Annotated in this window: 20 protein-coding genes; 9 read left to right on the top strand and 11 right to left on the bottom strand. The window is 36.4% G+C overall.

Annotated features, from left to right (window positions below; all coding sequences use genetic code 11):
- Positions 1-172 precede the first annotated feature (172 nt).
- The 6 genes from H6G77_RS27560 (at position 173) to H6G77_RS27535 (ending at position 9289) form a co-directional block, all read left to right on the top strand.
- A complete protein-coding gene (locus H6G77_RS27560) occupies positions 173-1402 on the top strand; it encodes a hypothetical protein (RefSeq protein WP_190873249.1) in 1230 nt (409 codons plus the stop codon).
- A gap of 6 nt (positions 1403-1408) precedes the next feature.
- Positions 1409-3214, top strand: a complete 1806-nt coding sequence (locus H6G77_RS27555; protein WP_190594292.1) for a type IV secretory system conjugative DNA transfer family protein — start codon at positions 1409-1411, stop codon at positions 3212-3214.
- Positions 3215-3233: 19 nt separating this feature from the next.
- Entirely contained in the window at positions 3234-3743 is a 510-nt protein-coding gene (locus H6G77_RS27550) for a relaxase/mobilization nuclease domain-containing protein (RefSeq protein WP_190594293.1), read from the top strand.
- Positions 3744-3775: 32 nt separating this feature from the next.
- A complete protein-coding gene (locus H6G77_RS27545; protein WP_190873248.1) occupies positions 3776-7813 on the top strand; it encodes a DUF3854 domain-containing protein in 4038 nt (1345 codons plus the stop codon).
- A gap of 2 nt (positions 7814-7815) precedes the next feature.
- Positions 7816-8589: a hypothetical protein gene (locus tag H6G77_RS27540; protein ID WP_190594295.1), complete on the top strand. Its 774-nt coding sequence runs from the start codon at positions 7816-7818 to the stop codon at positions 8587-8589.
- A gap of 64 nt (positions 8590-8653) precedes the next feature.
- Positions 8654-9289, top strand: coding sequence for a hypothetical protein (locus tag H6G77_RS27535; RefSeq protein WP_190594296.1), 636 nt, complete (start codon positions 8654-8656; stop codon positions 9287-9289).
- Here the strand turns inward: H6G77_RS27535 and H6G77_RS27530 are convergent.
- Complete coding sequence (locus H6G77_RS27530; protein ID WP_242049319.1) at positions 9286-9465, bottom strand: hypothetical protein; 180 nt, start codon at positions 9463-9465, stop codon at positions 9286-9288. The two genes, H6G77_RS27535 and H6G77_RS27530, sit on opposite strands and share 4 nt — an antisense overlap.
- A gap of 46 nt (positions 9466-9511) precedes the next feature.
- Positions 9512-10234 (bottom strand): HAMP domain-containing sensor histidine kinase, encoded by a 723-nt coding sequence (locus H6G77_RS27525; RefSeq protein ID WP_190594298.1) that lies wholly within the window; start codon positions 10232-10234, stop codon positions 9512-9514.
- A gap of 170 nt (positions 10235-10404) precedes the next feature.
- Between H6G77_RS27525 and H6G77_RS27520 the strand changes: the two genes are divergently transcribed.
- Positions 10405-11067: a response regulator gene (locus H6G77_RS27520; protein WP_190594299.1), complete on the top strand. Its 663-nt coding sequence runs from the start codon at positions 10405-10407 to the stop codon at positions 11065-11067.
- 32 nt (positions 11068-11099) lie between these two features.
- On the opposite strand, the gene H6G77_RS27515 is transcribed toward H6G77_RS27520, so the two are convergent.
- The 8 genes from H6G77_RS27515 to H6G77_RS27480 all read right to left on the bottom strand — a co-directional run bounded on the left by H6G77_RS27515 (position 11100) and on the right by H6G77_RS27480 (position 18484).
- Positions 11100-11696, bottom strand: coding sequence for a DUF6753 family protein (locus H6G77_RS27515; protein WP_190594300.1), 597 nt, complete (start codon positions 11694-11696; stop codon positions 11100-11102).
- Complete coding sequence (locus H6G77_RS27510) at positions 11697-12380, bottom strand: ATP/GTP-binding protein (RefSeq protein WP_199331664.1); 684 nt, start codon at positions 12378-12380, stop codon at positions 11697-11699.
- A 13-nt stretch (positions 12381-12393) separates the two neighbouring features.
- On the bottom strand, positions 12394-13239 hold the full coding sequence (locus H6G77_RS27505) for a hypothetical protein (RefSeq protein WP_190678085.1): 846 nt from the start codon (positions 13237-13239) through the stop codon (positions 12394-12396).
- A 29-nt stretch (positions 13240-13268) separates the two neighbouring features.
- Entirely contained in the window at positions 13269-14105 is an 837-nt protein-coding gene (locus H6G77_RS27500; RefSeq protein WP_190594302.1) for a hypothetical protein, read from the bottom strand.
- 218 nt (positions 14106-14323) lie between these two features.
- The gene (locus H6G77_RS27495) at positions 14324-14599 is read right to left on the bottom strand and encodes a hypothetical protein (protein ID WP_190594303.1); all 276 of its coding nucleotides are present in this window, start codon (positions 14597-14599) and stop codon (positions 14324-14326) included.
- A gap of 329 nt (positions 14600-14928) precedes the next feature.
- A complete protein-coding gene (locus H6G77_RS27490; protein ID WP_190873247.1) occupies positions 14929-16833 on the bottom strand; it encodes a CHASE2 domain-containing protein in 1905 nt (634 codons plus the stop codon).
- A 135-nt stretch (positions 16834-16968) separates the two neighbouring features.
- The gene (locus tag H6G77_RS27485) at positions 16969-17628 is read right to left on the bottom strand and encodes a response regulator transcription factor (RefSeq protein ID WP_190873246.1); all 660 of its coding nucleotides are present in this window, start codon (positions 17626-17628) and stop codon (positions 16969-16971) included.
- A 130-nt stretch (positions 17629-17758) separates the two neighbouring features.
- Positions 17759-18484, bottom strand: coding sequence for a hypothetical protein (locus H6G77_RS27480; RefSeq protein ID WP_190873245.1), 726 nt, complete (start codon positions 18482-18484; stop codon positions 17759-17761).
- A gap of 254 nt (positions 18485-18738) precedes the next feature.
- Between H6G77_RS27480 and H6G77_RS27475 the strand changes: the two genes are divergently transcribed.
- A complete protein-coding gene (locus tag H6G77_RS27475; protein ID WP_190873244.1) occupies positions 18739-19503 on the top strand; it encodes a DUF928 domain-containing protein in 765 nt (254 codons plus the stop codon).
- Positions 19504-19730: 227 nt separating this feature from the next.
- Here the strand turns inward: H6G77_RS27475 and H6G77_RS27470 are convergent, their stop codons facing one another.
- Positions 19731-22373, bottom strand: a complete 2643-nt coding sequence (locus H6G77_RS27470) for a CHAT domain-containing protein (protein WP_313954528.1) — start codon at positions 22371-22373, stop codon at positions 19731-19733.
- 354 nt (positions 22374-22727) lie between these two features.
- Here H6G77_RS27470 and H6G77_RS27465 point away from each other — a divergent pair, with 354 nt between their 5' ends.
- Complete coding sequence (locus tag H6G77_RS27465; protein WP_190873242.1) at positions 22728-25436, top strand: filamentous hemagglutinin N-terminal domain-containing protein; 2709 nt, start codon at positions 22728-22730, stop codon at positions 25434-25436.
- Positions 25437-25491: the final 55 nt, after the last annotated feature.

Below are 25491 nucleotides of genomic sequence, written 5' to 3'. Positions count from 1 at the left end.
AATAAATATCCTAGTTACATAACAGTTCTAATAAATTCTGACTTCTGACTCCTGGGTGCTGAATTCTTACATATAAATCATACGCTCATTGTTTTTAAATTCTGACTTTTGACTCCTGAATGCTGAATTCTTACACTTTGTGTTCTGAATACTTACAAAATTAGATAAAAATATGACTCAACAACAAGAAAAATCAAATTATCAATTCAAGTCCCAGAAAAGTAGTCAGTTTAGATATTTTATTTTACTGGGATTGTTATCTTTTCTATTTCTTCATAGTTTTTGGAAATATGGAGTTCTCAATCAAGTAATTGGTTTTATTCTCCCAAAGGCACAAGCTCAAGTTCCTGTAATTAAATCTCCTAATGGCTTTCTACCTGATTGGTCTCGTCTGAAATTTAGTAACATGATTATTTCTGAAGATGGCAAGGTTACTTTCCAGGCTAATGGCAGGAATGAAACTAGAATTTGGAAATCGGGACAAAGTATTGCAACATTCTTGAAACTGGGAGACTTTGAAGATACTGAATTAAGCATGGAAAAACTTAATTTATCAACAATCTCTCGGACTCAAGGTATTAGATTAAATCAGTTAAGGCTTTCAGATTTTCAACTGATGAATTGGCAAACATTGCCCAGTTTATCTAGGGCTGTTCCTGGACTCAATAATCGATTAGTTAAAGATGTTAAACCGCTTGATGACTTTCTCAAGCGTCAAGGGATTTTTGCTTCTAACAGAAAAATTGGTAACTTGCTTCAAATTCCTCGATTACAAAGGATAAGATTAGGACAAAGCATCAATTTAAAAAATTATAGAATTACAGATATCCCTGGAATTGACCAAGCTGCATTTGAAAGATTCGCTTATTGGCAGGAAAGTTTCATTAACGGTGTCCCTAGATTATCAGATTTATCTTGGAATAACTTCCCTGGCTTGTTGAATGTTGATTTATCTTTTGTCGGAAAAGTTGACCTTGTGTTGCGGGAGATTGAGGCCAATCGTGTCCGTACTATTTCTGGTAGTTATCAACAAGGTTTTAATGTTCCTTGTCTTCAAGATAATTGCGCTCATGCAGAGATGTCGGGTATTGGTCGTAGTACTGGGGTGCAGTGGATTTCTGGGAAATACCAAAAAGTTAGAGGTGGTTTTGGTGTTCTGAGGGTACTAAATAATGGTCAAGAACCTACTGGTAGAAATCCCTTTGGTTCGGCTTTCAAACAAGTCGTTTGGGATATTGATGAATCCACTGGTTCTATGCAGACTACGATGTTTTTCCGTATCTGTAAAACTATTCCCTTTATCGGACGGACTTGCTCTCCCTATTTTATCGGGCCAGTTCCTTTCATCCAATACAGAGAAAAAGACCCCATTATTTTAGGTCAACCTCATTCCATTCCCTAATCAAAAATGAGTAAGAATTTACCATCCACATCAACTGCTAAAAACCAGCAATTTCGTTTTGAGCAATTAACAAACCCTAACGATGACATTGGCAAGTACACTTATCAGTTATTTACTCCTAATGGGCTGACAGTTTTGAGCATGTTAGCGGCATACATCCTCATAAGGGTACTTTTTGGCGATAGCTCTAACAAGAAGAAAATTGCTACTAGTTATTGGGGGGGGAGTAAAGAGATTGCTACTGCCAAAAAAAAGGCACTCAAACAAATAGCCAATCCCAAATGTGATAGTGCCGCACTTTATGTAGGAGATTACTTTAATAAAAAAGGAAGTAGTAACAACACTACCTTTTTTATCCCTGACGTACAAAGGGGAACAGCAGCGATTGGCGCTCCCGGTACGGGTAAAACTGCTGGGGCGATTAACCCGATGATTTACTCTGCTATTGAGCAAGGGTTTTCCATCGTTGCCTATGATTTCAAGTATCCATCGCAAGCCAAAATTGCTGCTTACGCTAAGAGTCAGGGCTACGATGTTCACATCTTTGCGCCGGGATTCCCAGAGTCTGAAGTTTGCAACCCGATTGATTTCTTGAGGGATTCTTCTGACGCAGAGACAGCCAGACAAATTGCTACTGTCATTAACAAAAACTTCCGAATTCTCAATAATAGCAATGAAGATGGTTTTTTTGGCCCATCAGGAGATCAGCTAACTCAAGCCATCCTGATGTTGACTAAGGAATTTGGTGAACAGGCTGATGTGATGACTTCTGCTGCCATACTGTCTAGTGAGCAGATGGTACAACGCCTGATGGGAGGCGACCTCAACCCCTGGGTTAAGATTGCCTTTGGTCAATTGTTCAGTTCTGCCGCATCTGAAAAAACTGTGGCAGGGATTGTTGCCACAGCCAGTATCATGTTTACTCGCTTTATGGCCAAAAACACAGTCGGCTGTTTCATTGGTAAAACGACCCTGCCCTTGGAACTCAGTGGCAAGCAGATGATTATTTTTGGGCTAGACAGGGAACGTCGTGAAGCTGTTGGCCCCCTCATGACCAGCATTCTACACATGATTATTGCCCGTAACATTGCTAAAAGGCGAAAAGAGCCACTAATAGTTGCGTTGGATGAATTACCTTCAATTTACTTACCTGATTTATTTAGGTGGCTGAATGAATCTCGTTCTGAGGGTTTTTGCGGACTACTAGGCTGGCAGAATATGGCACAGCTAGAGAAGAATTATGGCAAAGAAGTCGCAAGGGCTATTCTTGGTGCTTGCAGTACAAAGTTTATTTTTAATCCTGGGGAGAATGACTCGGCTCAATTATTTTCGAGCTTTTTAGGAGATGAAGAAATCAAATATAAACACAAAAGTCGGTCTACTGGTGGAGGTAAGGCGAATACTACTACCAGCGATCAAGAAAAAACCAAAAAGCTATTTGAGCCAGCACAATTTTTGAAACTACCATTGGGTAAATGCGTTTTCATTAACCCTGCTTACGCTAATAAAAAAGAAGGTTCAGTACCTTTACTAAAAAATATTAAACTTTCAAGACACTTGAAAAACATCGAAGCATATAACGAGGAACATTGGTCAAAGCTTGTTTCTTATTTGGTTCGGAAAAGTCAACAAAGATTTCCGACAAAGGAAGATGTGGAATCTCGACGTGCCGAGATTAATGTACGTTTTCCTCTCCCACAAACTCCTCAAAATGCTCAGAATCCTTCTCCCTTTAGTATATCAGAGGTTAGTTCTTTGATTAATTCGGAATCCTCGGATTCTAACCCAACAGACGCAGATGTATTTATTTAACAGAGAAGAGGATATAACAATGCGAATGGTAATCAATGAATCAACAATTAACAACTTTAATATCATCACAGAATTAGCTAAAACTAAAAACCCATGCTTGGGTAATTTAATAGATATTAACTCTTCTCACTTACAAATAATTGCGAATTTTAATTTCCTTTCGAGCCAGCGCCCGAAACTCAAGAAACTAGGAATTTATTGCTTGATATCTCTCAACAATACTCCGACAATTTTGCTGGAAAACAATTGTCAACAAATTTTACTAGAATACATCAAAGAGATTGGCTGGAATGATTTACAGTATGTGGGTTTTGTAGAAAATTCTGGGAGATATGCCAGATTTCATTTGATTTTCAATAGAGTAACTATTGATGGTAATTTGATTGATTTGAATTGCTTGGGAGCTACAGTAGAACAATATGATATTTTACGAAAAGCCATAAATAATTCGCAAGTCGTAAGTCACAAGTCGCAATTAAGAAGATTTAATTTTACCAGAATTTCTGATTTTAGATCCGTTGTTTTATAATGCGTAAATTTTGAATTCGAGTGAAGCGAGTTATGTTTGACGAACGACATCTTCAGCTATCTTCTGTATATACAAAGAACAGTGAGTATTTTATCAGGACAGCCATCTATCCTTTAGTTAATTTTTTATGTGAGAAAATTATTCAAAGAATTAAGGAGGAATTAGATAACAAATTAAAATTAGAAGTTGGAGAAGAAACATATATCATGACCCCTGATGAAGATGGGGGATGGAAGTGGGAAAAGTATGATGAATCAGCTAATAAGTTTGTTCCTACCACCAAGGAAGTTGAGGAGGAACTAAATGAATTAGTATCTGAAACTTTAGCAGAACAAGTTACTTCAGATACGCCAGAGCCTAAGTCTGATACAAATGAGTTTAAGGGGAAACTAGATGGACTTGATAAACGCATTATTAAAGCAATATATCAAACATTATTTTCAGATACAGCAGAGTCTAAAACTAATACAACTGAAGAAAAAGTCACTGAATCCATAGAGAGTACGCCTGAAACCGAAACAGAATCAACTCCTAACACAAATAATCAAGCAGTTGTCGAGTCTGTAAAAAGCTCTGACTTTGAAACTAATGCGGAATCTACACCTAATACAACTAGTGAAGTGGTCGTGGAATCTTATCCCTCTACCGACAATACTGCCACCAAATCTACTTCTAACAATGAAATTATTGAAAAAAATACTGCGTCTCAAAATACAACAGTAATTGAACAAACTCTTGTCAATAAATCTTCAGTTGTAGAACACAGAGAATCTTCAAAAACCATTGATGCTTCTGTAAGCCGTTTAGAGCCAAATCATTGGCGCGAAATTGTAGAAGGAAGCGCCATATCTCCGTTTATTGCCGAATTAAATTTTGAAAGTTTAGACTTTGATAGTGTAGAACAGCAACATCAAGCCTGGGAATATCTTATATATAGTGAAAAAATTTCCCGACGCAATGATGGAAGACTACGGGATGCAGATTTAGAGCGATACCAGCATATTGAAAAGGGTGGTTGGTGGTGCAATGCTGGTGTTGACCCTCGAAGTTTTGCTAATTTACAGCCTGGAGAACTACCCGAAAATAAATTGTGGGGATGTTTTAAGCCAAACACACCCAGACCAAAAAAAGATGCGGCGGGACAGATAGTAGAAGGAAAATTTATTAAATATGAACATCCCCCAAAAACTGAACTGAGTATTTTCTTATTAGATGTCCCAGATGATATTGCTAACAAAGTGTACTCCAAAGTTGGAGTACAGCCATCTGAGAGAGATCGCGTCAGTGGATTTTGGTACTGTGTCTGGAAACATAATGTTCCAATTACAATCACAGAGGGAGCCAAAAAAGCCGCCAGTCTGTTAAGTCAGGGTTATGCAGCAATTGGACTACCTGGAATATATGCGGGGTATCGTAGCAAGGATGAGTTAGGTAATCAAATTCAGCCTGTGTTACACGATGAATTAGCTGTTTTTGCTACTAAGGAGCGCCACATCAACATTTGTTTTGATTACGAAACCAAATCCAAAACCAAACGCAATATTGCTATCGCCACTTACCGCACAGGTCAACTTTTAGAGTCAACTGGAGCAAACGTCAATGTAATTCAACTACCAGGAACAGAAAAAGGTGTTGATGATTTTATAGTTGCACAAGGAGCAAGAGCGTTTGAAGATTTATCCCAAAAAGCTCAACCCTTAGAGGACTGGCACAAAAACAATCAACAGCTAGATTTACGCCTGACTATTTTTTTGAAAAATGGCCAAGAAATCAGACTTTATGAGCAAAAAGGCGATGGGACTGTTAATGTTACTCCCCAGGGGGAAGAAGTAGTAGAAGAAATTTTTGATAACACTCCTCGAAAAAAAGTAGTTGCACAAGAATCCGAGTCAGAACCAGACTTTACACTGCCAGTAATGCCTGGATTACCAACGTTTTTGCCCCCCCAGTTTAATACTGATTTTGATCAGATAGTTGCTGATTACCATCAACAGAAGCAACAGGCTCCAACGCCAGAAGTTTCAAACCAACTCTCGCCTTCTCAAAACCAGCAAACTAAAAGCTGGGCTAGGCAACAGAGAGTAACCCAATACCTACAAACTCAACCCAGGAAGAGACTAGAAGAACGAGAAAATGGAGAAATAGCTTTGGCTGCTTTCCATTTAGTTAAAAATTATGGTGTTAGGCAAGAAAGTAAAGATGGTGATCAAGAAATATCTATTTATCAAGCCGATGCTTTTGCTATTAAGAGTAATGGAGATAATTATACTATTTTTCGCCGTAGTGACAAGAAAGTATTGATGACCTTTGAAGCAGATCAATCGGCAAAACCAACCCTCCGAGTCACCCAAAAACCTCAAGATATGTTGAGCGTTGAACGGCAAGAGTTTTTATTAGTATTTGATTGTATTGGTAAAAATTTTCCATCACTTGATGAAGATCCCAGGAAAATTGCCAACACTCTTGGCTCTCTTTCACCAAAAGGTACACATGCAATTTTAGAAAGTTTCAAGCAGAAAGAAGTTTTTGAGGTTCTCGCACAAACGCTCTCTAAATTTGAGCGTGATGATTTAACTTTAGGGAACTATCGCATACTTTATCAGAAAAGTCAGCAAGATAATTCATCACGTCTGCAATTGTTGAAAACTGACAACAATGGCACTACAAGGGTTGCTGCTAGTTTTGATATAAACAAAACCCCATCAGGGATGACTTATCAAGTAAAAACTCTCGCTATAAATGAACTCGATTTAAATAAGCTCAGGTTACTTGCACAAAAACTAGATATTCCCCAAAAAGCTACTACCGTAAATCCTTACGTAACGAGTGATACTGAGGTGGCTGTTCACCCAACACTGGCTAAATATATTGATAGATTAGAAACTACTGAGCAACCACCTCAAGCTAACAACTCTAACGGTGAGACTTTTCCTGTTCATCCTGAGCTTAAAAAAATCTGGCAAGCGATAGAGCATAATGACCGATGGCTCCCTGTTGATTATAATGGTCGCTCGATTCTTCCTTTTGCATTTTTAAATTCAGGTAATCTAACTCATGCCAATATTAACAATAATCAAGGACTGACAATTAATGAACAACGCGAACTTTATTTTGCTATTCATACTCAAGCTCAAGCTGAAATTTTAACCCACAAAAAAACTGATATCGCACTTTCACCTTGGGATGATATTCTCAAAGATTTGACGCAACAACCTACTAAAAATACAGCAACCGCAACAGCACAACCACAAAACCAAAATACAGTTAACACTACAGAGGGATCAGCTAATTCAAAAACATCTACTACAGCAGACACACCACAAAGCTCAAAAACATCTACTACAACAATAGAACGACCCATAAAACGACAAACTGCGCCTAAACCCCAAAGTCAAACTATAAAATCTGATGGTACTATTCTTCCGCTTCATCCTGAACTTCAAAGAGCTTGGCAAGAACTAGAGGATAGTAAGCGGTGGAATCCTGTCGCTCAACAAGCAAGTAATGAATTTCGGGACAAAATTCAAACTAATCAAGGACTGACTATTAGTGAACAACGTGAACTTTATTTTGTTATCCAAGCTCAAGCTCAAGTTGAAATTCGCACCCAAGAAAAAACTAATATTGTACTTTCTCCTTTGAATTATATAGTCAAAGATTTAAGACAACAATCTCCCCTTGATAATCAAACTAATCATGACCAAACTCGTGATACTCAATTACCTCTTCATTCTGAACTTGCTGAACATTGGCAAGATTTAGAAGTTAATAAAAAATGGACTGGTGTAGCAGATCAATGGAATTATCCGTTGCGCCAAAAACTAAAAGAAACTGGTAAACTAACTATTGGAGAGCAACGAGAACTCTACCAAAAACTTGTGGTTCAACGTGAAGTTGAACTTAATCGTAATCAAAAATCTGATATCTCACTCCCTCCATTCAGTCAAATTTTAGATGATTTGAGGTGTGAGCGAGAAAAAGCTATTAATAATACTTATAGTCCAAAAATTGAGGTGATCAAGCCTCAACAGCATAGGAATACTACTAAATTTAATGAAGTTGAATTATAGCAATGGAAAACAAAACCACAGTTATTGAAACCATCAGTACTGTCAATCGTGACAGTGGATTCTCTAATAACATAATGGCTTACAGACTGGGGCTGATTATGGAAAGTAATCCGCCAACACCATCACTGGTTAATGAACCCCAACACCAGCGAGATCGCTTACAAATACAGGATGAACTTAGGACAACTCTCACTCAAAAATCCCAACAGACCGAAGCATACAAACAAAATCTTAAAAACAAATATTACCAAGACTATCTTCAAAAGTTTGGTGTAACTCAACAGTCCAATGTAGCAGAGTCAAATACCTCAAACAGAGTTGATAAATTAATTGAGATTAGAAAGCAAAGTTATGTCCAAAGATTTCTGAATGCAGGACGAAAACAATACAAATCAACGGTGAAACAACAGCCTCAAGAGCCTCCTAAAATACAAACAGCAGAAACAGAAACAGTTAAAACATCGCTGATTTCTGCTGCCATAAATACCGTCATTACAAAAGGTAAGGACACTGAACAAGGACGAGTGTATGACGGGATCATATACAGACTACAGTTGTTAGCTCAAGAAGGGATGCAGCGCATCAATATCATCAGGAAGCAAGGAAAACAAGGACTAGCCTTTTCTGCTCACAAAGATGATGGCAATGAGTTTAACGTTACCCTAGATAAGCTTTCGTTAGAAGAAAAAAATAGACTCATTGCGTTTGATCGGCAGGTTCAACGAAATCATTCTCCAGCCAAGGATCACAACAAAGACATTGAACTTGATGGTTAAAAACATGATAAATTACTCTGAAAATTTTAGGTTTAATTAACAATTGATTGCTAAGAGGTTTCCTATGAGAACAAAATATTTGTTGATGACAACTATTATGCTTTCCACGATGTTCTTGTCTGCATGTCAGTCACCAGAAGAAAAAGCAGCAGCCGCCCGACAGAAACAACTTGAGGCGGCAAAAGCCGAAGAAGAAAAACAGATCAAATCTCTTGTCGATAGCACTCCCGATTTATACAGAGTGTTCTGGAAGGTTTGTGGGGATGGAAAGGTTAATCTAAAAAGAAGTATTAATAATGGATGCGATGAAGCGAGATATCCTACCCTCGAAGGATACAATGAGCCGCTTTATATGTGGGGGACTGTGGGAGATGTTCGTGTAGAGGAAGTCCCCAATCCAATACTTCACAGTCGGAGTTGGATTGATTTTAGTGTGTTTATTAAATCAAGAGGATGTCTAACATCAGGGACACCCAAAAACGAGCAATTGTATCTAGTTCGAGAATTTTCTGTTAAACCAAACAACCCCGTTACCTCCAGCAACATCAGAGTCGAAAAACTCTCCAAGGAAGAAAAGGAAAGCAAGATTCGAGAGCAAGCTGGCAATGTTGCGCTTTTAAGACCTTACACTGACTACGGATTGCTCCCTGGGATTGACTGTCCTTCTTACGACGAATGGAAGAAAACAAAGCCTAGCTAACTACTAAAATAACCAGCGAATAATCCCAGAAAAAATCCCCCCAGCATTAAATACCGTCTTATTGCCTTGTTTACTCCTGAGAAGGGAGCTATGATCGCTGCCATCGCCACATAAAATGCAGCTTCCACTAAGTCTGTATTAAATTTGATGATGGCGGCGATGATTAGAGCGATCATGATCAAAAATTCAATTGCAGCTTCGATCCGATCCAGAAACTTAGGCTCAAGCAGATATCGCATTCTCCCAACCCCCACTGTTACAAGAGAGTCCGTAGTGGCTCTCTTTTTTATAGGGAAATACTACTGTAAACTTCGTCCCTCTACCTGGTTTTGAGCTAACAGTGAGCTTCAGATCATGGGCGATCGCTACAGACTTGACAACATACAACCCCAAGCCTGACCCTTGACTATCAAGCGATCTCCACAGAGGGCGAAACATATTCTCTAGATTTTCTGGAGCAATCCCAATACCAGTATCCTCAATCTCGATCACTAAATTATTATCTTGATTAGCAAGGCGCAAGAATATATCTCCAGACTCAGTATAATTAATTGCATTCTGCAAAAGATTAGAAAGCATTCTTTCTAAGCCTGTAGTATCTCCTACTACTGTTGTTCCGTGTTTGTATTTTTGCATGGTTACATAATGCAGTCCCAGAGATCGTGCTTGGGCTAGTGGAGAAAATTCTAAATATAAGTTTTGTAAAAAAAATAACATATCAATCCGACTCACAAAGTTTGTTGGGTTGACTTTTTGCGCTTCAACTAAATTAACAATTCTATTGTTTGTTTGTAAAACAGCTGATAACAAAGATTTTACCTCTTCCTGAGAAAGCCCATGTACGCCATTGATCAGTTGATTCAAAATCAAAGATGTGCTACCTAGTCCATTAAGAACATCGTGGACGAAAGCAGATAAATTTACATTGTCAGTCAAGCTAGACATTAAATTTTCTCCTTGACAAAACATATTTAAATTATTTTACAACAAATCCAGTCAAATTATTTAAACTGACGCTGTTGATTAGATTTAATTGTTTTAATCCAGGAAAAGAATATATATTAATAAAAACTTTATGTTATAAATACTAGAAAGATTTTAATCAAGACATTAAGATGATCAGAATAGTAATTATTGAAGACGAAAGCCTAACTAGATTAGGAATCAAATCGGCTTTATCTCAGGAGCCAGGACTAGAGATTTGCGGAGAAGCTTCTAACGGAAATGAAGGGATAAAGGTAGTTGCCGATCTGCATCCAGATATAGTTCTAGTTGATATCGGCTTGCCTGACATGTCTGGGTTAGATGTCATTTACAGTCTTAAACAAACAAGTCAAAGTAAAATAATTGCTTTGACTTACTATTCTGGGCAAGATGTAATTAACGCTGCCCTTCAAAATGGGGCGGACTCATATATTTTAAAAAAGACAGACGTAGGATTAATCAAGCAAGCCATCACCTGTACATATAACGGTAATCCTTTTATCGACCCAGAAATCGCTAGACGATTCTTAGTAAATTGGCAGAACAATAACAACAGGATTAAAGGAAAAAAATGGCGCGAGACTCCAACCAAAACAGAACTAGAAATTCTCAAGTTAATAGGTCGTGGCTTTTCTAATGATGAAATCGGAAAAAAACTGTATATCTCCGTGAGTACGGTAAAATCACATGCCAGCAATTTATTTTCAAAGCTAGGCGTAAGAGATCGAACCCAAGCCATTATTAAAGGTAAAGAACTTGGTTATTTAGAGTCAGAAGATTTAAGGGTTGGATGATTCTACAATTCGCAATTAAAACAGCCAAGATTTTATTTTTGATTACTTCTAACCCGAATCAGACAATAACCTTGCAATTCTTTTCGTTGTTGGCAGGCGGCGATCGCTGCTTGATTCTGCAACAATGTCTGATACATCTGTTGACCCTCCTTCGTTTTTGCCCACTGCAATACTTTTAAGTCATTTTGAGATACTACTATTGTTTGATTACCACTCAAGTTTGAAACAACATTCCATGTTGTCAAAGAACCAAGCAAGCCACCGGCTGCCAATACACCGCCAATTACTGCCCACAACCAAACCCCTATCTTTCCATTATTTTCTGGCAAAGATAGGGGATTTTGCATATTTTTCAATACATCGCGCACCGCACTGGAGATAACGGTATAGTGCATTGACTGGGCTGCTTTACTTGTGTCCTCTAACTTAGAGTCTATGAGAGTTGCCCAAGCTTCGACCATTGCCTCGGTTCGGGCTTGGTGGTCAATGATTGTCTCCTCATATCTTCCCAATGTTGCCATTAGCTGAAACATGGGGTCATCCCTTGAAATGCCCATCTCTTGGCACATCTGAGATATGCGTTTTTGCTCGGCTTCTGAATATCCCTGTAATATTTCGCCTACTTGCATTTATTTAGCCTCCAAGCCTAAATATTGAATCGCTATGTTTTTGCTAAATATTGAGGTGGAAAATTTTTTAATCCATTGGTGAATATATTGCCGATAAATCAGATAAATAGACATATCATTAGAGGCCATTGAATAAGGTTTACCCCTTCTTTCTAAGACTTCATACATTTCTCTATGCAACCCAGTTAGCTCAACATCAACACCACCGACTAGTGCTAATTTATGCTGGATTGACTGATACTCTGTAAAACGAGTACCAAAATGCTGATTCTTGACTACTACATAATTAGCATTAAAGGCAGCAAGCTCCAGCAGAGTTTTCAAATAATCAAGACAGTCCAATCTATGTGATATTGGTTGGAGAAAGGTCAATTTCCACTTATAGTCAGCCAAGAGACTAAATAATTCCACCTGATTGATGTACTGGCAGATTTTATTGATGTACTGTCCGGGCATATCAATTAAAAGGACATCAAATTCTCTTTTGTTTAAAGTCATTAAAAACTTGTCTGTTTCATCCTCAAAAAAATCAAGCTTTTCGATTATTGCCACCTCTTCATAAGCTTTCAATCTTTGACGGTTATCATGATCGTAAACTTTGACCTTTTTTTCTTGTTGAAGAAGTAGGTCGATTAGCAGTTTAGAAACTGTAGACTTTCCCACACGCGAATCGCCTACAGTCATAATTATTCTTTTATTAGGAGTCAATTTTCAAACCATCCAAACCCAAAATTCCTTTCGCTGGTTCAATTTCTTGTTTAAAGTTTCTTAGCCACCCCTTAACTCTTCCTTTTACAGCCGGATTTTCCATTTGTTCCATTCCTGCCTTAAAAGTCATGTTTTTTGCATCTAAATATTCATAGGCATGTGCTATTAACTTAGGCATACAAATTTCAATTAACGGAGTTTTAGTGTTAGAAATACTTTGTTTAATGGCTTTTACTTTTTCGGAGCCATCGTATAAAGTGAACTCCTTTTCTTCTCCAAAATATAAATTTTTTACTATTACATAATCCGCCATGTCTCTACAAAAACTATGCAGATGTACAAATTGATTAATGGAATCAATTATCCTAGATAGTACTACCACTATCGTTACACGAATTTTATAATCCAACAAGGCTGTTTCCAAAAAAGTCATATCTTCAACAAAATTCTGGAATATTTTTCCTGATTGTGGTGGTAATTCCAATAGAAACAATTCTTCTTCCTGCTTAGTTCCATCTTCAGGTTTTTTTTCATTAATCATTTTGTTTATTTGAATAAAGAAAGCGTCTATACCCCCCTCTTTAAATATATCCAGTTTTTCTATTGTGCAATGTTTTCCATAGTATCTGGACAGTTGCGAATTAGAAATATCTGCATCAAATCCCACGAAAGATTTGCCTACATCTAAATAGGTTTGCAGTAAACCTCGCGTGAACGTAGATTTGCCAACTCCACCTTTGTCTCCAGTTGTGATAATTAGTCTCCGAGAATAGGTTTCAGTAGTATTTTGAGTGTTTTCAGTATTGGTGTTGATTGCTTCTGTTGCATCAGTCATTCCAGTTCTTCCTTTTTTCTTTCTTTTAATCATTGACAGCCTGCATTCATCTCTTCTGAAAAATGCTCCAGAATTTGTAAATAAAATTTCTTCACATCAGGAATAAATTTATTAGCAGTAGATTCTACCGCTTGGATAATCAATGCTTGGTTCATGATATTTAGGATTTCAATATCTTGTTGTTTTTTCAAGGCATTAAATACATGCAAATCAAGCTCTTGAGCATTCAACAAATTGGCAGAACGTAAAACTAATCTGTCATAAAAATCTTTATAATTACTTGAGACGGGGATGACAAAAGGTCGAATTATTTGTTGAACTATTTCAAAATAAGTTGCCTGAGCCTGATAATCCCTATTGTTACATTCTGATAAAGCAATTTTTTTATAAAGTATATCCATGTAAAAATCAATTACTTTTTCTTCTGCCGGAATCCCTTTGAGGAATAAATAGCTTAATAATGAGGTTTTTTGTTGAAAATCAATTTTTTGAACCGAGTAATAAAAATACTCTGATTGCGGACTTTCTCTTTTAAAAACAGGCAAAATATTGCTTCTCACCCATTGCATTAATTGTCTAATAACGTCTGCTTTTACCACACCTGATAAAGCATGAATAGCTAAAGCATCCAGTGTATTAACGGCTACTATTTTTCCCTCTACAGATGTACATCTTTGATTCATCTTGATGCCCATCACTATAATTTTTTCGTTATTAAGTTCTGGAGCAATAATTTGAAATACATCTTCTGCAAATAGCTCTAAACCCTGGGGGGCATCTATTACTCGAATAATATTTTTTGATGAATGCTCAAATTCCCAGAATGTCCAAATTTTCACCATCTTCTTTTTTTCTAGTAGCGTCATAAATATGACACACAGAAAATCCCACCGGAATCTCTGAATGTGTGAAAATAATTAGTACTTCCGTCTATTGTTTTTATTAACTTTTTATTGTAAAGGGAGAGATAAGAAGCAGAGGGGCTGGGAGGAGAGTACCTTCATTCCCCCCTGCTCCCCTGCACAGGCTTTGAAAGGTGTGGTGAGAAATCCGGGTATATATGTATTCGCCAAGCAGATCGCACTCACCCGTCCACCTTCGCTTCCCCCGCATCAATCATCTTTGCTAGAGACTCCGCATCAAATCGAGTGAGTGCCTCCGCTAACTGCTGAAAATATCGGTATTGCTCATCTGCAAAATCCCCTGGCTCAAGCTCCAGTAATTCACAGAACTTTACATAGTCAACTGTCCAGTTGTATTCAGCGATCGCCTTTACAAATCGATGAGCCAACTGTAGCGATTCGCTTGTGGGACTGGGGGGCTTGCCATTGTGGTTGTAGGTGCTGCTGTTTTCGCTCATAGACTTCTCGGTAGTATACTTGTATTAGTAATTTTCCCTCTATTCCCGTGAGCGTTGCTGACTAAGTAGAAAGTGTCCTTTTATAGCCGCCAGAAATGGACAGTTCACTGGCGGAAAATAATCGGTTGATTTGGTCTTTTCAGTTTTTAAAGGTAGAGAAAAAATTTTTTAATGGTAGAGATTACACGTCATAGCTCCAACGTATAATAGTTTACAAACGAGTGCTTTTTCTAACCTTAAGAGCAACATTATTCGTCTCTGGAGGCAATATATTCGCTGGTTTTCTTTTCTCAGAAATCGTGTAACTTGCGAAACCATAACTAAATAGATTAAAACAGCCAAAACCACCGCTTTTTTGCAGACCAAGTAAGCTGACAAACTATCCCTTTGGGAGAATTAGGGTATCGCTTGAATTCACCTTCTAACTGTTTAGCTAAATTTTTAGCTAACTTTGTTCCAAATCCTGAATATGAAGATAGGTCAGCCATCCTCTCAAATTTTAACCCGTTGTCTGCTACCCGGATAACATTTTTACCATCCTCTTGAGTGCAAATTACATCAAGACGAGTAGTTCCATGTGCATACTTCTCAACATTACGTAATGCTTCTTCCAAAAAACGGCAGAGACTTCGCTTTTGCTCTATGGTCAAATTACTGTCATTCATCGGCTCAAATTTAATTACTTTAGGATGAATTTTGTTAAAATATGAAGAATTATTTTCTGTGAAATTAAAATAAACTTCAAAAAGAACATCATAAAGCGGTTGAGATAAATCTAGTCTTTGATTTTGGCTAAAATATAAGTTATTTAACTCACTTATAGACTCTCTTTTAACTAAATCATAAACATCGCGTAATTCTTTATTAAGTTGTTTAAGTTTTAATGTGAACTCTTGAGGTGATAAATTTTCTCGGCTTTGAACTTCTCTTAATATTAAACTAAGAGTTTGTAATGGATAACTATGAATCGCATCAAAAGTTTGCTCAATAACTAATTGTCGATCTTGAATGCGATAGCATAATGCCTCTTCATATCTATAGAAGGCTGCTAAACCTATACTATTAAATAGTAAACTTAAGAAACATGGGAAAAGAGGAATCCATAAGCCTATATTAATTAACCCATAACATATAGTAAACAAAAAAATACTAGCAATACCTATGTAGATGAAAATAATTAATGGATTGCGAATGCACAAGCACAAACTTAGCCCTAAAATTCCCCAAATAATAATCCATAAATATTCCCACAAATCTGCCCATACCTTAATTAGTGGTCGCTGATCCAATACAGCACTTATTAATTGACTAATCTCATGGGCTTGAACTTCAACTCCATAAATTATTCCGGAATTTTTGCTTTTTATTGCAGATAAAATTCTATAATCTTTAGCACTAGGGTTAGTCATACCAATTAGAACAATTTTCCCACGAATCCAATCAGGATTAACATTACTGTTTTGAATGTCAGTCAAGGACACTGCACGAAAAGGTTGGTATCGGCTGCGAAAATTAATTAGTATTTGACTACCCGCATCATCTGCTTGTATGTATCCACCTGAATTTGAATGAAAACGTGGGAAAATAGTTGAGTTAAATCTTATCCCGTAAGCATCACCATTCACATTCTCTATATCAATATTTTTAGTTTTTAGATATACTTGTGCTAATTTCAGTGAAAAAGAAAATTTCCAGTCTCCTTTTGAATTAGATGCAGCTAATAAACTCCGGCGTTGCTTGCCATCTGTATCAATCAAAGCATCTGTAAATCCTATTTGCTCACCCGGTAAGTCTGGTGGCGGGTTAAAAGTAAAACCACTAATATCTCCTAATAGTTTCTCAACAGCAATTAAGTTTTTAGTTTCTTTAAACGTTTTAATAAGCTCTGTATGTCCAGGTTCTTGTGGTAAGTCTCTAATAATATCTAAGCCAATTACAGCAGGTTGATAGGTATTTATTTTTTGTAATAATGCAGCAATGCTTTGGTCAGGTATAGGGTATGCTTTGACTGACCTAATATCACTTTCATTAATACCTATAATCAATATTCTTTCATCAATTGGCTCTTGTGGACGCAGACGTAGAAGTTTATCAAATAGGGCTAATTCCAAAAACTGTAATGTGCCAGATAACCGTAGAGTAGTTATAAATATAATTGCAATCAGTCCTGGCATTATACCTATATGCCAACTGTTATTTTTAAATTTTATTTTTTCCCAAATCTTACTTTTCATATAGTTAATGTAAATAATGTAAAATTTTAAATCATAATCCTATAGCTAATATGTCAGATATAAACATTTAAAACTTAAATAAAATGATAAAGATTAACTTTAAAATTTAGTTTTTTTAGGCAAAATAAGTGTTAGTTAATCAATTAAGCCTTCTTCTCTTGCTCGAATTTCTGTTTGGATTCGTAAATTTTTATCTTCACCTGGATAAACGCTCAATGCGTCATATATTTTTGTCCAATAATGCCTTAATGTGCGTTCAGCAATATTCATTCGCTTGGCGATAGCTACATCTTTCAAACTCTCTTTAAAAGCTAGTTGTATAACTTCCAGCCATTCTGGTTTTAACTCTAAACCAGAACGCATCTCTTGAGGAGTACAGTTAACACCCTTAAATGCCCAATCAACTTTGGTTAACATTTCACTCATGGGTAAGCTTTTATCGGCTACGGTAAAACCACCTTCATGATTACTAATTGCAGCTTTTAGCCTTACTAAAGCACGAGGAGAGGCAGTTTGCACTACAATGTTGAGAGTAGAATATTGCCACATTAATGTTTTAAGTAGTTGAACACCATTATCAGTTTGAGCAGTTTCCCCTATATTTTTTGGCATAGCTAAATCAACTATAATCAAATCAACTTTAATATTCTTTGATAGCTCAATTGCTGACTTGATATTTTGTGCCTGGAAGATTTCTGCTTCTGGGTAATGTGATTTTAATACATTGGTAGTCGCATATAAAACAGCTTCATGATCATCAACTACCAAAATTTTCTGCCTCTGTTGTTTTGTCATTGATTAATAGGTGTATATCACTGTGTAGTTAAAATTCTCAATTTATACAATATATTTTTTTATACACAAAATTTACTTTTATATAAAATATTTATATTTCCCTTTTATAATTTAATAAAATAAAAATTACTCATTTAGCTATAGATGTTTGTGATGGTTTCCATAGAAATTTCCATCTTTCTGTACTATTACTATATTGGTAACGACTCTTTCCTTTTGCTAATAAATTAAATACATGACAAAGATAAATAGGATTAGGCAAAATTGATACATGGATCTGTTGTGATGCAGCTAAATAACTTAACTGTAATATAAGTTCACTATACTTACCTCGTTGTTTTAAACTAATGAATATAGATAATGGCATTGTTACATTTAATTTGATGGTTTGTAATAGTTCATCTAAAATCATTAAAATTACGCGGCTAGTAGAAAAAGATTCCTGGTACCAGTCATTTTGCAGGTCTATTTGTAAGCTTAATTCAGGAATGTGTGATTCCCATCCCAGAAGCATATACTTAATAGCTAGAGGTAAAGTGTCTCCAATATATGCAGGAGATAAGTAGCTATTTAATTGCTTAAGTGAATGATGAAACTTTTCAATAGTTGCCAAATAATATTGCTCTTGTTGCTGTTGAGAAAGTGCAGGATTGACTAAAGAAAGTTCTAAGTTCCGTCGAATGACAAATGATTCTTGTAGTAAACCATTTTGAATCGCCTCTGCTTCTTGATACATTCTCATACATTGTTTATTATTCCACCATATTAAGGCTTCTTGGGTTTGTTTATAAGATAGTAATAAGCAAAACATCATTACAAAAAAACTAATAAATACTAAATTGATAATAAGAAGCATTCTTTTTTTCAAGAATTAATTTTTACAAAAATATTAGCGGTCAAATTTTTAAATACCATTAGAGTATTTTACACTGTCCTTATAGTGAAAAAATCATACTAAAACTAATCTTGAATCAAATTTGGCAGAAAACTGCCAAATTCTTGAAATGAATAGCAAAAAAGCAATAAATACGGTAATGGTATTTATATTGATTAAAACTCAACGTTACAGCCTGCAATCGCCCAATACCATTTATAGGTAAGAATTTTTGTATGCCACAACAGTACATAAATAGCAAACTACTACTTAGTTGCAGCCTCGTACTATCTTTAATACTAACAGCCAATACGGCAATAGCCACCTACAAACCACCTGAAAGACCCTCTCGTCCGAAAACTGCTACTGGTTCTAATAGCAGTAGGACTAACGAATGTAGTGGAAGTCCAAACATCAGCTTAACTGCCTTAGCTCCTTTTTCTCATGTTGGACAAACAGCTTCTCTACAACCAACATTTGCTTGGTTTGCACCAAATGCTCAAGGTCGTGAAATCGAATTTAGCCTTTACGAATATGTTGATGGCAAGGTCAAGTTAATTTATAAAACACAGACGCAAAGTTCTCCAGGAATCATAAAATTTTCTCTAGCTGATAAAAAAATTAGTTTAACGGTTGGTAATAAATATTTGTGGCAAGTGGCTTTATTATGCAACCCTAACCATCCATCAGAAGATTTACTCGTTAGGGCGGAAGTTGAAGTTGTAGAAATGCCGATTAGCTTCAAAAATGCACTTTTACGGACAAAAGAAATTCCCCAACGCTCCAAATTATATGCTGAACAAGGATTATGGTACGATGCACTAGCTGAGACACTTATGAATTCTGTCAATAAAGCATCAACGTTAAACCTATTGTTGGAACTGAGTAAGTTGGAACTTGAAGAAACTAATAAAATTACAGAACCTACTCGCAAGAAAGATTTAGAGCAGCAGGCTTCACGACTTCAGCAAGTTGTAACTGTTGAAAAGGTTTTGAAATAGGGAGTCAGCAGACATATATCAATAGGCTGCTAGGTAGCTAATAAATAAGTTTTGTAACGAATAGTTGCTGTAATGTTTTTAAATATTTGATTTGTGGATATTCCAGTTTTTGCAGACAAGATAACCCCACAGGAGAAGAAGACATGCTTCCCAAACAAGAACCTGCTATTAAAATCCTTTGAAAATTGGTAAAATCTCTTCCCTATATCCCCAACAATTTGAGAAACCTATAACCAATTGCCAATTAAAATTAAAGGCGACCAATAAGCAGGGTGACTCCATAGCTCTCCTTGTGCTGTTTTACCTTCAATCATTTCTTTTTGAGCAGATTGCAAAGCTTCGGCTTTACTTATACTAGGATTATTTAATAATTTGCTGTAAAAACTAATAGCAATTTGAGATGTGGAATTATCTTGAATTGCCCACAGTGAAGCTAAGGCACTTTTTGCCCCTGCTTGAATTGCTACACCTGCTAATCCTAATGCAGAACGCTCATCTCCTACGGATGTTTTGCAAGCGGTTAAGGCTAACAGTTCTAATAACTTATTGCTGCGAGTAACACTGCGAATATATTTGTCTAGTTCTGTAAAGGAAAGTTTTTCGTTCTTACCTGTGGCGGCGTTTTTACCTGTAATAATAAATGTATCTTCTGGTTCATATCCAAAGTCGCCATGTGTAGCGATATGGATAATTGAATATACTTGTTTATCAATTTCTGCTTTCAGGCGATCACTTGTAAAATCATCGTCAAGTAATTTTTTACCAGGAATCTTACTTACAACACCATCTATTTCTGTAGTCACGTTTGGAAGTGCATCCCATACCTGTCCATCAACATCAGCTTTGTGGGTCAGTCCTAATGCAAGTATCCGCAAATTTTGGCGATTTAAAGGTTTGATATCTGTCAAATCTAAACTGGGAATTGAGGCTATGGCATACTTTTGTATTAAAAATTGCTTGCCATCGTGCAGAGATGCCATCGGTACAGTCCTCAAGATACCATCTTGAATAAAGACTAGCGTTTTAATTTTTTCCACTTCAAAGTCTTTTTCAAAAGGACGAATTAACCAATCATAAATTTCTTGGGCTGGTTTGGTGTCATATTCTATATCTCTAAATGATTCTAATGTTCTCCGAAATCTATTAACTTTATGGATGAAGTCTTGGCGTTTGAAGGCGATCGTACTCAACTTCTTCTGACCACTCGGAAGTGTTAAAATTACCGCAGTTTTATCTGTCAAGATAATAGTATTAATAAAAGCAGTTGTGGAATTACCTACTTCTTCAATATTTCTGGTAGGAAATGGGGCAATAATACAATCGTTACCAAAATAGTTTTGCAATTCCGCTAATTTTAAAGAATTGATAGTTTTAATGACAGAACTTAAATTTTCTTTACTTTCTTCTTTCTCCTTGAAAGTAAAGAGTTGTGGTTGAGTATTGTCACTATAAACAAGTGATTTAGTGGCTGTTTGTATTGGTTGTTCCTTTCTCAACCTCAACTCGACTAAATCGCGGTAGATTGGCTCAATGGTATCTCGAAAATCAAATTGAATATCTCTATTTGCTGTTAAAATATCACGTCGAATTGTGTCTAGGGTTTTAATTGCCTGTTCATAAGCAGAAATTGCACTATCAAATTTTCCCTGAGCTTTCAAAATACGTCCAGTTTGCCACTCCCACAGATACAAGCTATCTTGTGCTTTCAAACCTTGTTCAGATGCTAATCTGGCTCGATTAGTAATTGAAAGTGCTTTTGAATATTCTTGGCGACACTCATATATATGTCCTAATTCTCCCAGAGCAAAAGATTCAGCCCTAAAATCACCGATATTTCTGGCAGTCGTAATAGCTTGATCTAGCAGTGATGTTGCTTGAGTATAAGCTTCAGGCTGAATACAATTGATTCGCCATGAGATAGCATTATCTTCCACGAGTTGTAATAGACGTACAAAGTCAATAGTTGCATACACACGTCGGCGACTGTCTGGCAGACTTTTTATCAGGTTAATTCCTTGTTCTAAACTGTTGTTCGCCTCAGCAGTAGCATTATTACGGTAATATATGGGAATTATTGATAAAAGCGATCGCACTTGCCCAGCAACATCTTTTTGACTGCTGGCTATCTCTAAACTGTTACCCAGATATCGTAAGGCGTTCGCATCCTCCTGTTTGGCATTATCCAAGAGTTTTTTAGCTTCTTGCTCATTCCCCCTTTGTGTAGCTGATTCTGCTCGTCGATACTTAACCTGAGCTAGACTACTGTGAGCATTACCCAAACTGTTAAAAATTGAGACGCGCAATGGAGATATATTAAGTTTTTTGGCAATCGCTAGACTTTTTTCTAAGTGTTTAATTGCTAACTCATAATATCCTGTCAATCTAGTGGCATCACCTAAACTGCCCAAAGCAGCAGCTTCACCGATTAAATCTTTTTGAGTCTGAGCAATTTGTAAAGCACTATCACTGCTGCAATGATTGTATTTGTCAGGATTGCATAGTAAGGCGATCGCTTTTGTAGGTTGTCCCAGACTACTATACACCTGTGCCTGTTCGGTGAAAGATCGCCCCACCTGCTGCAAATTCCCCACTTTGTGATGGTAGACAGTTACTTGCTCCCAGTGAATGAGGGCTTGCTCGCCCTGTCCAATTTCTTGATAAGCTCGTGCCAGATTTTCTCTCACAATCACTTCTGTTACCGCATTGTGATTTTGGTGGTAAATACTTAAAGCTTGATTCCAGTTGGCAATAGCTGCTGTTATATCTCCAACTTGGTAAAACTCCAGCCCTTGTTGTACCAATTGACCTGGATTGCCAGACTGTGCGCTGACTACTGTTCCAAATTCAAATCGCCTGTTAGTTAATGGCACATTACCTAGCCACAAGCAGAACGTAAAGGTAAATAGGAATAAAAATAACAGTAACCTCCGAAGCCTGAATTTGTATTTTTTACTTTGCATAAAAAAATTTATACATTCGCATTTTAGATATCAGCATAGTATAAATACAGTAAAGAATTCATAAAGTTAGTTCCTTATTGTATCAGCAACCTAGTATATTTACTGTTGGAATGACAAATAGTTTAAATTCAACTTAGAGCTTAATCCCTATAGAGCAAGCACTTTACTCCCTAATCGGTCGTGTTTAAATGGTTGATAGCATGATATTGCACGTTTGTTATTCCCTGTTTTATATCCTTAATATGATTTAGGATTTCTACGTAAGTGCTAAAACTTATAAAACAAATTATCCAAGTAGGATTATTGAGTTGGTTAGTTGGGATTGTAACTGAAACATCTGTTTTGGCTCAAAGTAGCAACCTTGTCACAGACGACACTCTCAAGACCGAAACTTCCATAGTGCAACAAAACTTTTTCGGTCTTCCCCTTGAATTAATTCAAGGAGGAGCAATTAGAGGTTCTAACTTATTCCACAGCTTTCGAGAGTTTAATATTAGTGAGGGAAGAAGTGCGTACTTTATTAGCCCTAGTGTTGACATTCAAAATATTTTCGCAAGGGTAACAGGCAAAAACCGTTCAGAAATTTTAGGGACTTTAGGTATTCTTCAAAGTGACTTTAAGCCTTCTAGTGCTAACTTATTTTTAATTAATCCTAATGGGATTATCTTTGGACAAAATTCTCGCCTTGATACTCGTGGCTCTTTCGTTGCTACAACTGCTGATGCAGTACAGTTTAATAATAAAGGATTTTTTAGTGCTTCTAATCCTCAAGTTCCTCAACTCTTAACAATTAATCCATCTTCTTTTTTATTTAATCAAATCAAACCTGCAACTATTATTAACAAATCAAGAGCGGCAAATATTTTTTCTCCTCAGTCCAATGATGGAATTTTCACTCTACCAGGTAAAAGCTTAATACTTTTAGGTGGTAACGTTATTCTAGATGGAGGTATTTTAACAACGTTTGATGGGAAGATTGATATAGGAGGATTAGCAGAGAATGGCAGTGTTAGTTTCAGTATATATGAAGAAAATTTCCATTTAAGCTTCCCAACAACTATTGCTAAATCAGATATTTATTTAATGCAAGAAGCTCGAATACTCAATGCTTCTATTAGAGCTAAAGGCGAAGTTAACTTATTCGGTAATAACATAAATATCAGTGGTGAATCATCAATTAGCTCATTCAACTTTGGTGATCAGAATAGTAGAGGCATCAAAATTCAAGCATCACAATTAAATATTGAACAAACATCTAATATTTCTACGCTTACAAGTTATTTTGGCAAAGGTGGAGATATCCTAATTAATACCCGAAATTTAAATATTTCTGACTTTTCTTTAATTCGTACAGTCACAAATAGATTTGGAAATAGTGGTGATATTTTAATTAACACGGAAAACCTAAATATGGATTTAGGTTATATTCTTACTACAACTTCAGGAGGCCAGGGTAATGCAGGTAATATATTGATACAAGCCACTAATTCTGTTAATTTGAACAATACTAGTGGATTACTTACTGGCTCTTCTGGTCTGGGTAATTCAACTAATCAAGGCTCTGGAGGAAATCTTTTTGTTGATACTAAAATATTGAACCTCGAAAATGCCTCTGGTATTGGAACAATCAGTTTTTTAGGTCAAGGAATACCAGGCAATTTAACTCTCAGGAGTTCTGATTCAATTAATTTGTCTAATAGTAGAATAACCTCTGCTAGTTTTAGCAGCGCATCAGGAGGTAACATTACTATTGAAACTGGCACCTTAAATATTCTTAATGGCACACAAATAAATAATAGCAGTTTTAGTCCGCTCAGTATTATAGACCTCTTACAGAACAATCCCAGTGTCACTGATCCAGTCCTGCTAGAATTTCTTAATGTTAATACACAGCCGATCATTGATTTTATTAACTCATCAGTAAATACAGACAATATTGCTCAATCCAATTCTGGAAATATTAATATTCGCGCAACTAAATCAATAGTAATAAGTGGTGTATCACCCTTTAGACAAACACGTAATTTAATATCAACTCAAACTGTTGGAGCAGGAAAGGCAGGAACTCTGACTCTAGAAACAAGAGAATTAATTGCTAGTGATGGTTCAGCTCTATCCACTGAAACAACAGGCACAGGTGATGGAGGAAATTTGATTATCAAAGCTGATACAGTTAATTTAACTAATAATGTTGAAATTCGTGCTTTCAGTGAAGGAATAGGAAAGGCAGGCAATATTAATTTAACTGTGAATAAAAATTTTAATGCAACTGACAGTTTTGTATTTACTTCTTCTGAAATATCTTCTGGTGGAGCTATCAATATTAGCGCGGAAAACATTCGCCTTTTTGGTAATAGCGATATTCGCACTAATGTCTTTAGTGGCACAGGTGGTGGTGGTAATATCATTTTAACTGCTAACTCAATCATCGCTCTTGATGATAGTGACATTCTCTCATTTTCTCGTGATGGTAGAGGTGGTGATATTAGATTCAACACTCGTGCCTTTCTCAGTTCTCCCCTTTATCGTGCTAATCGCTTCACAAATGATGCTACTACCTTAAATATTATTGATGCTAATCAACAAGTTGATGTCAATGCCAGTGGAGCAATTTCTGGAACTATTACCGGAATACCTGATATCAGCTTTCTCCAAAATAGTTTGACACAACTTCCAAAAAATGTTGTTGATCCTAATTCTCTAATCGCAAATAGTTGCATTGCTAGACGCAACAATCAACAAAGTAGTACGTTCTTCGTAATTGGTTCTGGTGGCTTACCTGAACGTCCTGGTGATGCTCCACTCTCATCTTATGCCACTGGTACTATACAGCCTATACCAAGTGAAAATAATTCACCTGCTACTAATAGTCCTCGTCCCAGATGGAAAATAGGCGACCCAATTGTTGAACCGCAAGGTGTATATCAATTATCAAATGGCAAAAGAATTTTAAGCCGTGAATGTGCTGAATAGTTTATAGTTTAACAATTTTTTCAACCTTATAAATATTAGATATCACAGAAACATA

The sequence above is a fragment of the Aulosira sp. FACHB-615 genome (assembly GCF_014698045.1).
GTDB lineage: Bacteria > Cyanobacteriota > Cyanobacteriia > Cyanobacteriales > Nostocaceae > Nostoc_B.
Note: the sequence above shows the minus strand (reverse complement) of the source record. Positions and strands in the feature narration are given on the sequence as shown.

Bases quoted from the DNA above. Each gene is read 5' to 3' on its own strand.
- H6G77_RS27490 (WP_190873247.1), bottom strand. From the start codon at position 16,833: ATGAAAAGTAAGATTTGGGAAAAAATAAAATTTAAAAATAACAGTTGG.
- H6G77_RS27540 (WP_190594295.1), top strand. From the start codon at position 7,816: ATGGAAAACAAAACCACAGTTATTGAAACCATCAGTACTGTCAATCGT.
- H6G77_RS27480 (WP_190873245.1), bottom strand. From the start codon at position 18,484: ATGCTTCTTATTATCAATTTAGTATTTATTAGTTTTTTTGTAATGATG.
- H6G77_RS27500 (WP_190594302.1), bottom strand. From the start codon at position 14,105: ATGACGCTACTAGAAAAAAAGAAGATGGTGAAAATTTGGACATTCTGG.
- H6G77_RS27520 (WP_190594299.1), top strand. From the start codon at position 10,405: ATGATCAGAATAGTAATTATTGAAGACGAAAGCCTAACTAGATTAGGA.
- H6G77_RS27525 (WP_190594298.1), bottom strand. From the start codon at position 10,234: ATGTCTAGCTTGACTGACAATGTAAATTTATCTGCTTTCGTCCACGAT.
- H6G77_RS27495 (WP_190594303.1), bottom strand. From the start codon at position 14,599: ATGAGCGAAAACAGCAGCACCTACAACCACAATGGCAAGCCCCCCAGT.
- H6G77_RS27505 (WP_190678085.1), bottom strand. From the start codon at position 13,239: ATGACTGATGCAACAGAAGCAATCAACACCAATACTGAAAACACTCAA.
- H6G77_RS27475 (WP_190873244.1), top strand. From the start codon at position 18,739: ATGCCACAACAGTACATAAATAGCAAACTACTACTTAGTTGCAGCCTC.
- H6G77_RS27485 (WP_190873246.1), bottom strand. From the start codon at position 17,628: ATGACAAAACAACAGAGGCAGAAAATTTTGGTAGTTGATGATCATGAA.
- H6G77_RS27530 (WP_242049319.1), bottom strand. From the start codon at position 9,465: ATGATCGCTCTAATCATCGCCGCCATCATCAAATTTAATACAGACTTA.
- H6G77_RS27515 (WP_190594300.1), bottom strand. From the start codon at position 11,696: ATGCAAGTAGGCGAAATATTACAGGGATATTCAGAAGCCGAGCAAAAA.
- H6G77_RS27535 (WP_190594296.1), top strand. From the start codon at position 8,654: ATGAGAACAAAATATTTGTTGATGACAACTATTATGCTTTCCACGATG.
- H6G77_RS27510 (WP_199331664.1), bottom strand. From the start codon at position 12,380: ATGACTGTAGGCGATTCGCGTGTGGGAAAGTCTACAGTTTCTAAACTG.
- H6G77_RS27545 (WP_190873248.1), top strand. From the start codon at position 3,776: ATGTTTGACGAACGACATCTTCAGCTATCTTCTGTATATACAAAGAAC.
- H6G77_RS27555 (WP_190594292.1), top strand. From the start codon at position 1,409: ATGAGTAAGAATTTACCATCCACATCAACTGCTAAAAACCAGCAATTT.
- H6G77_RS27560 (WP_190873249.1), top strand. From the start codon at position 173: ATGACTCAACAACAAGAAAAATCAAATTATCAATTCAAGTCCCAGAAA.
- H6G77_RS27550 (WP_190594293.1), top strand. From the start codon at position 3,234: ATGCGAATGGTAATCAATGAATCAACAATTAACAACTTTAATATCATC.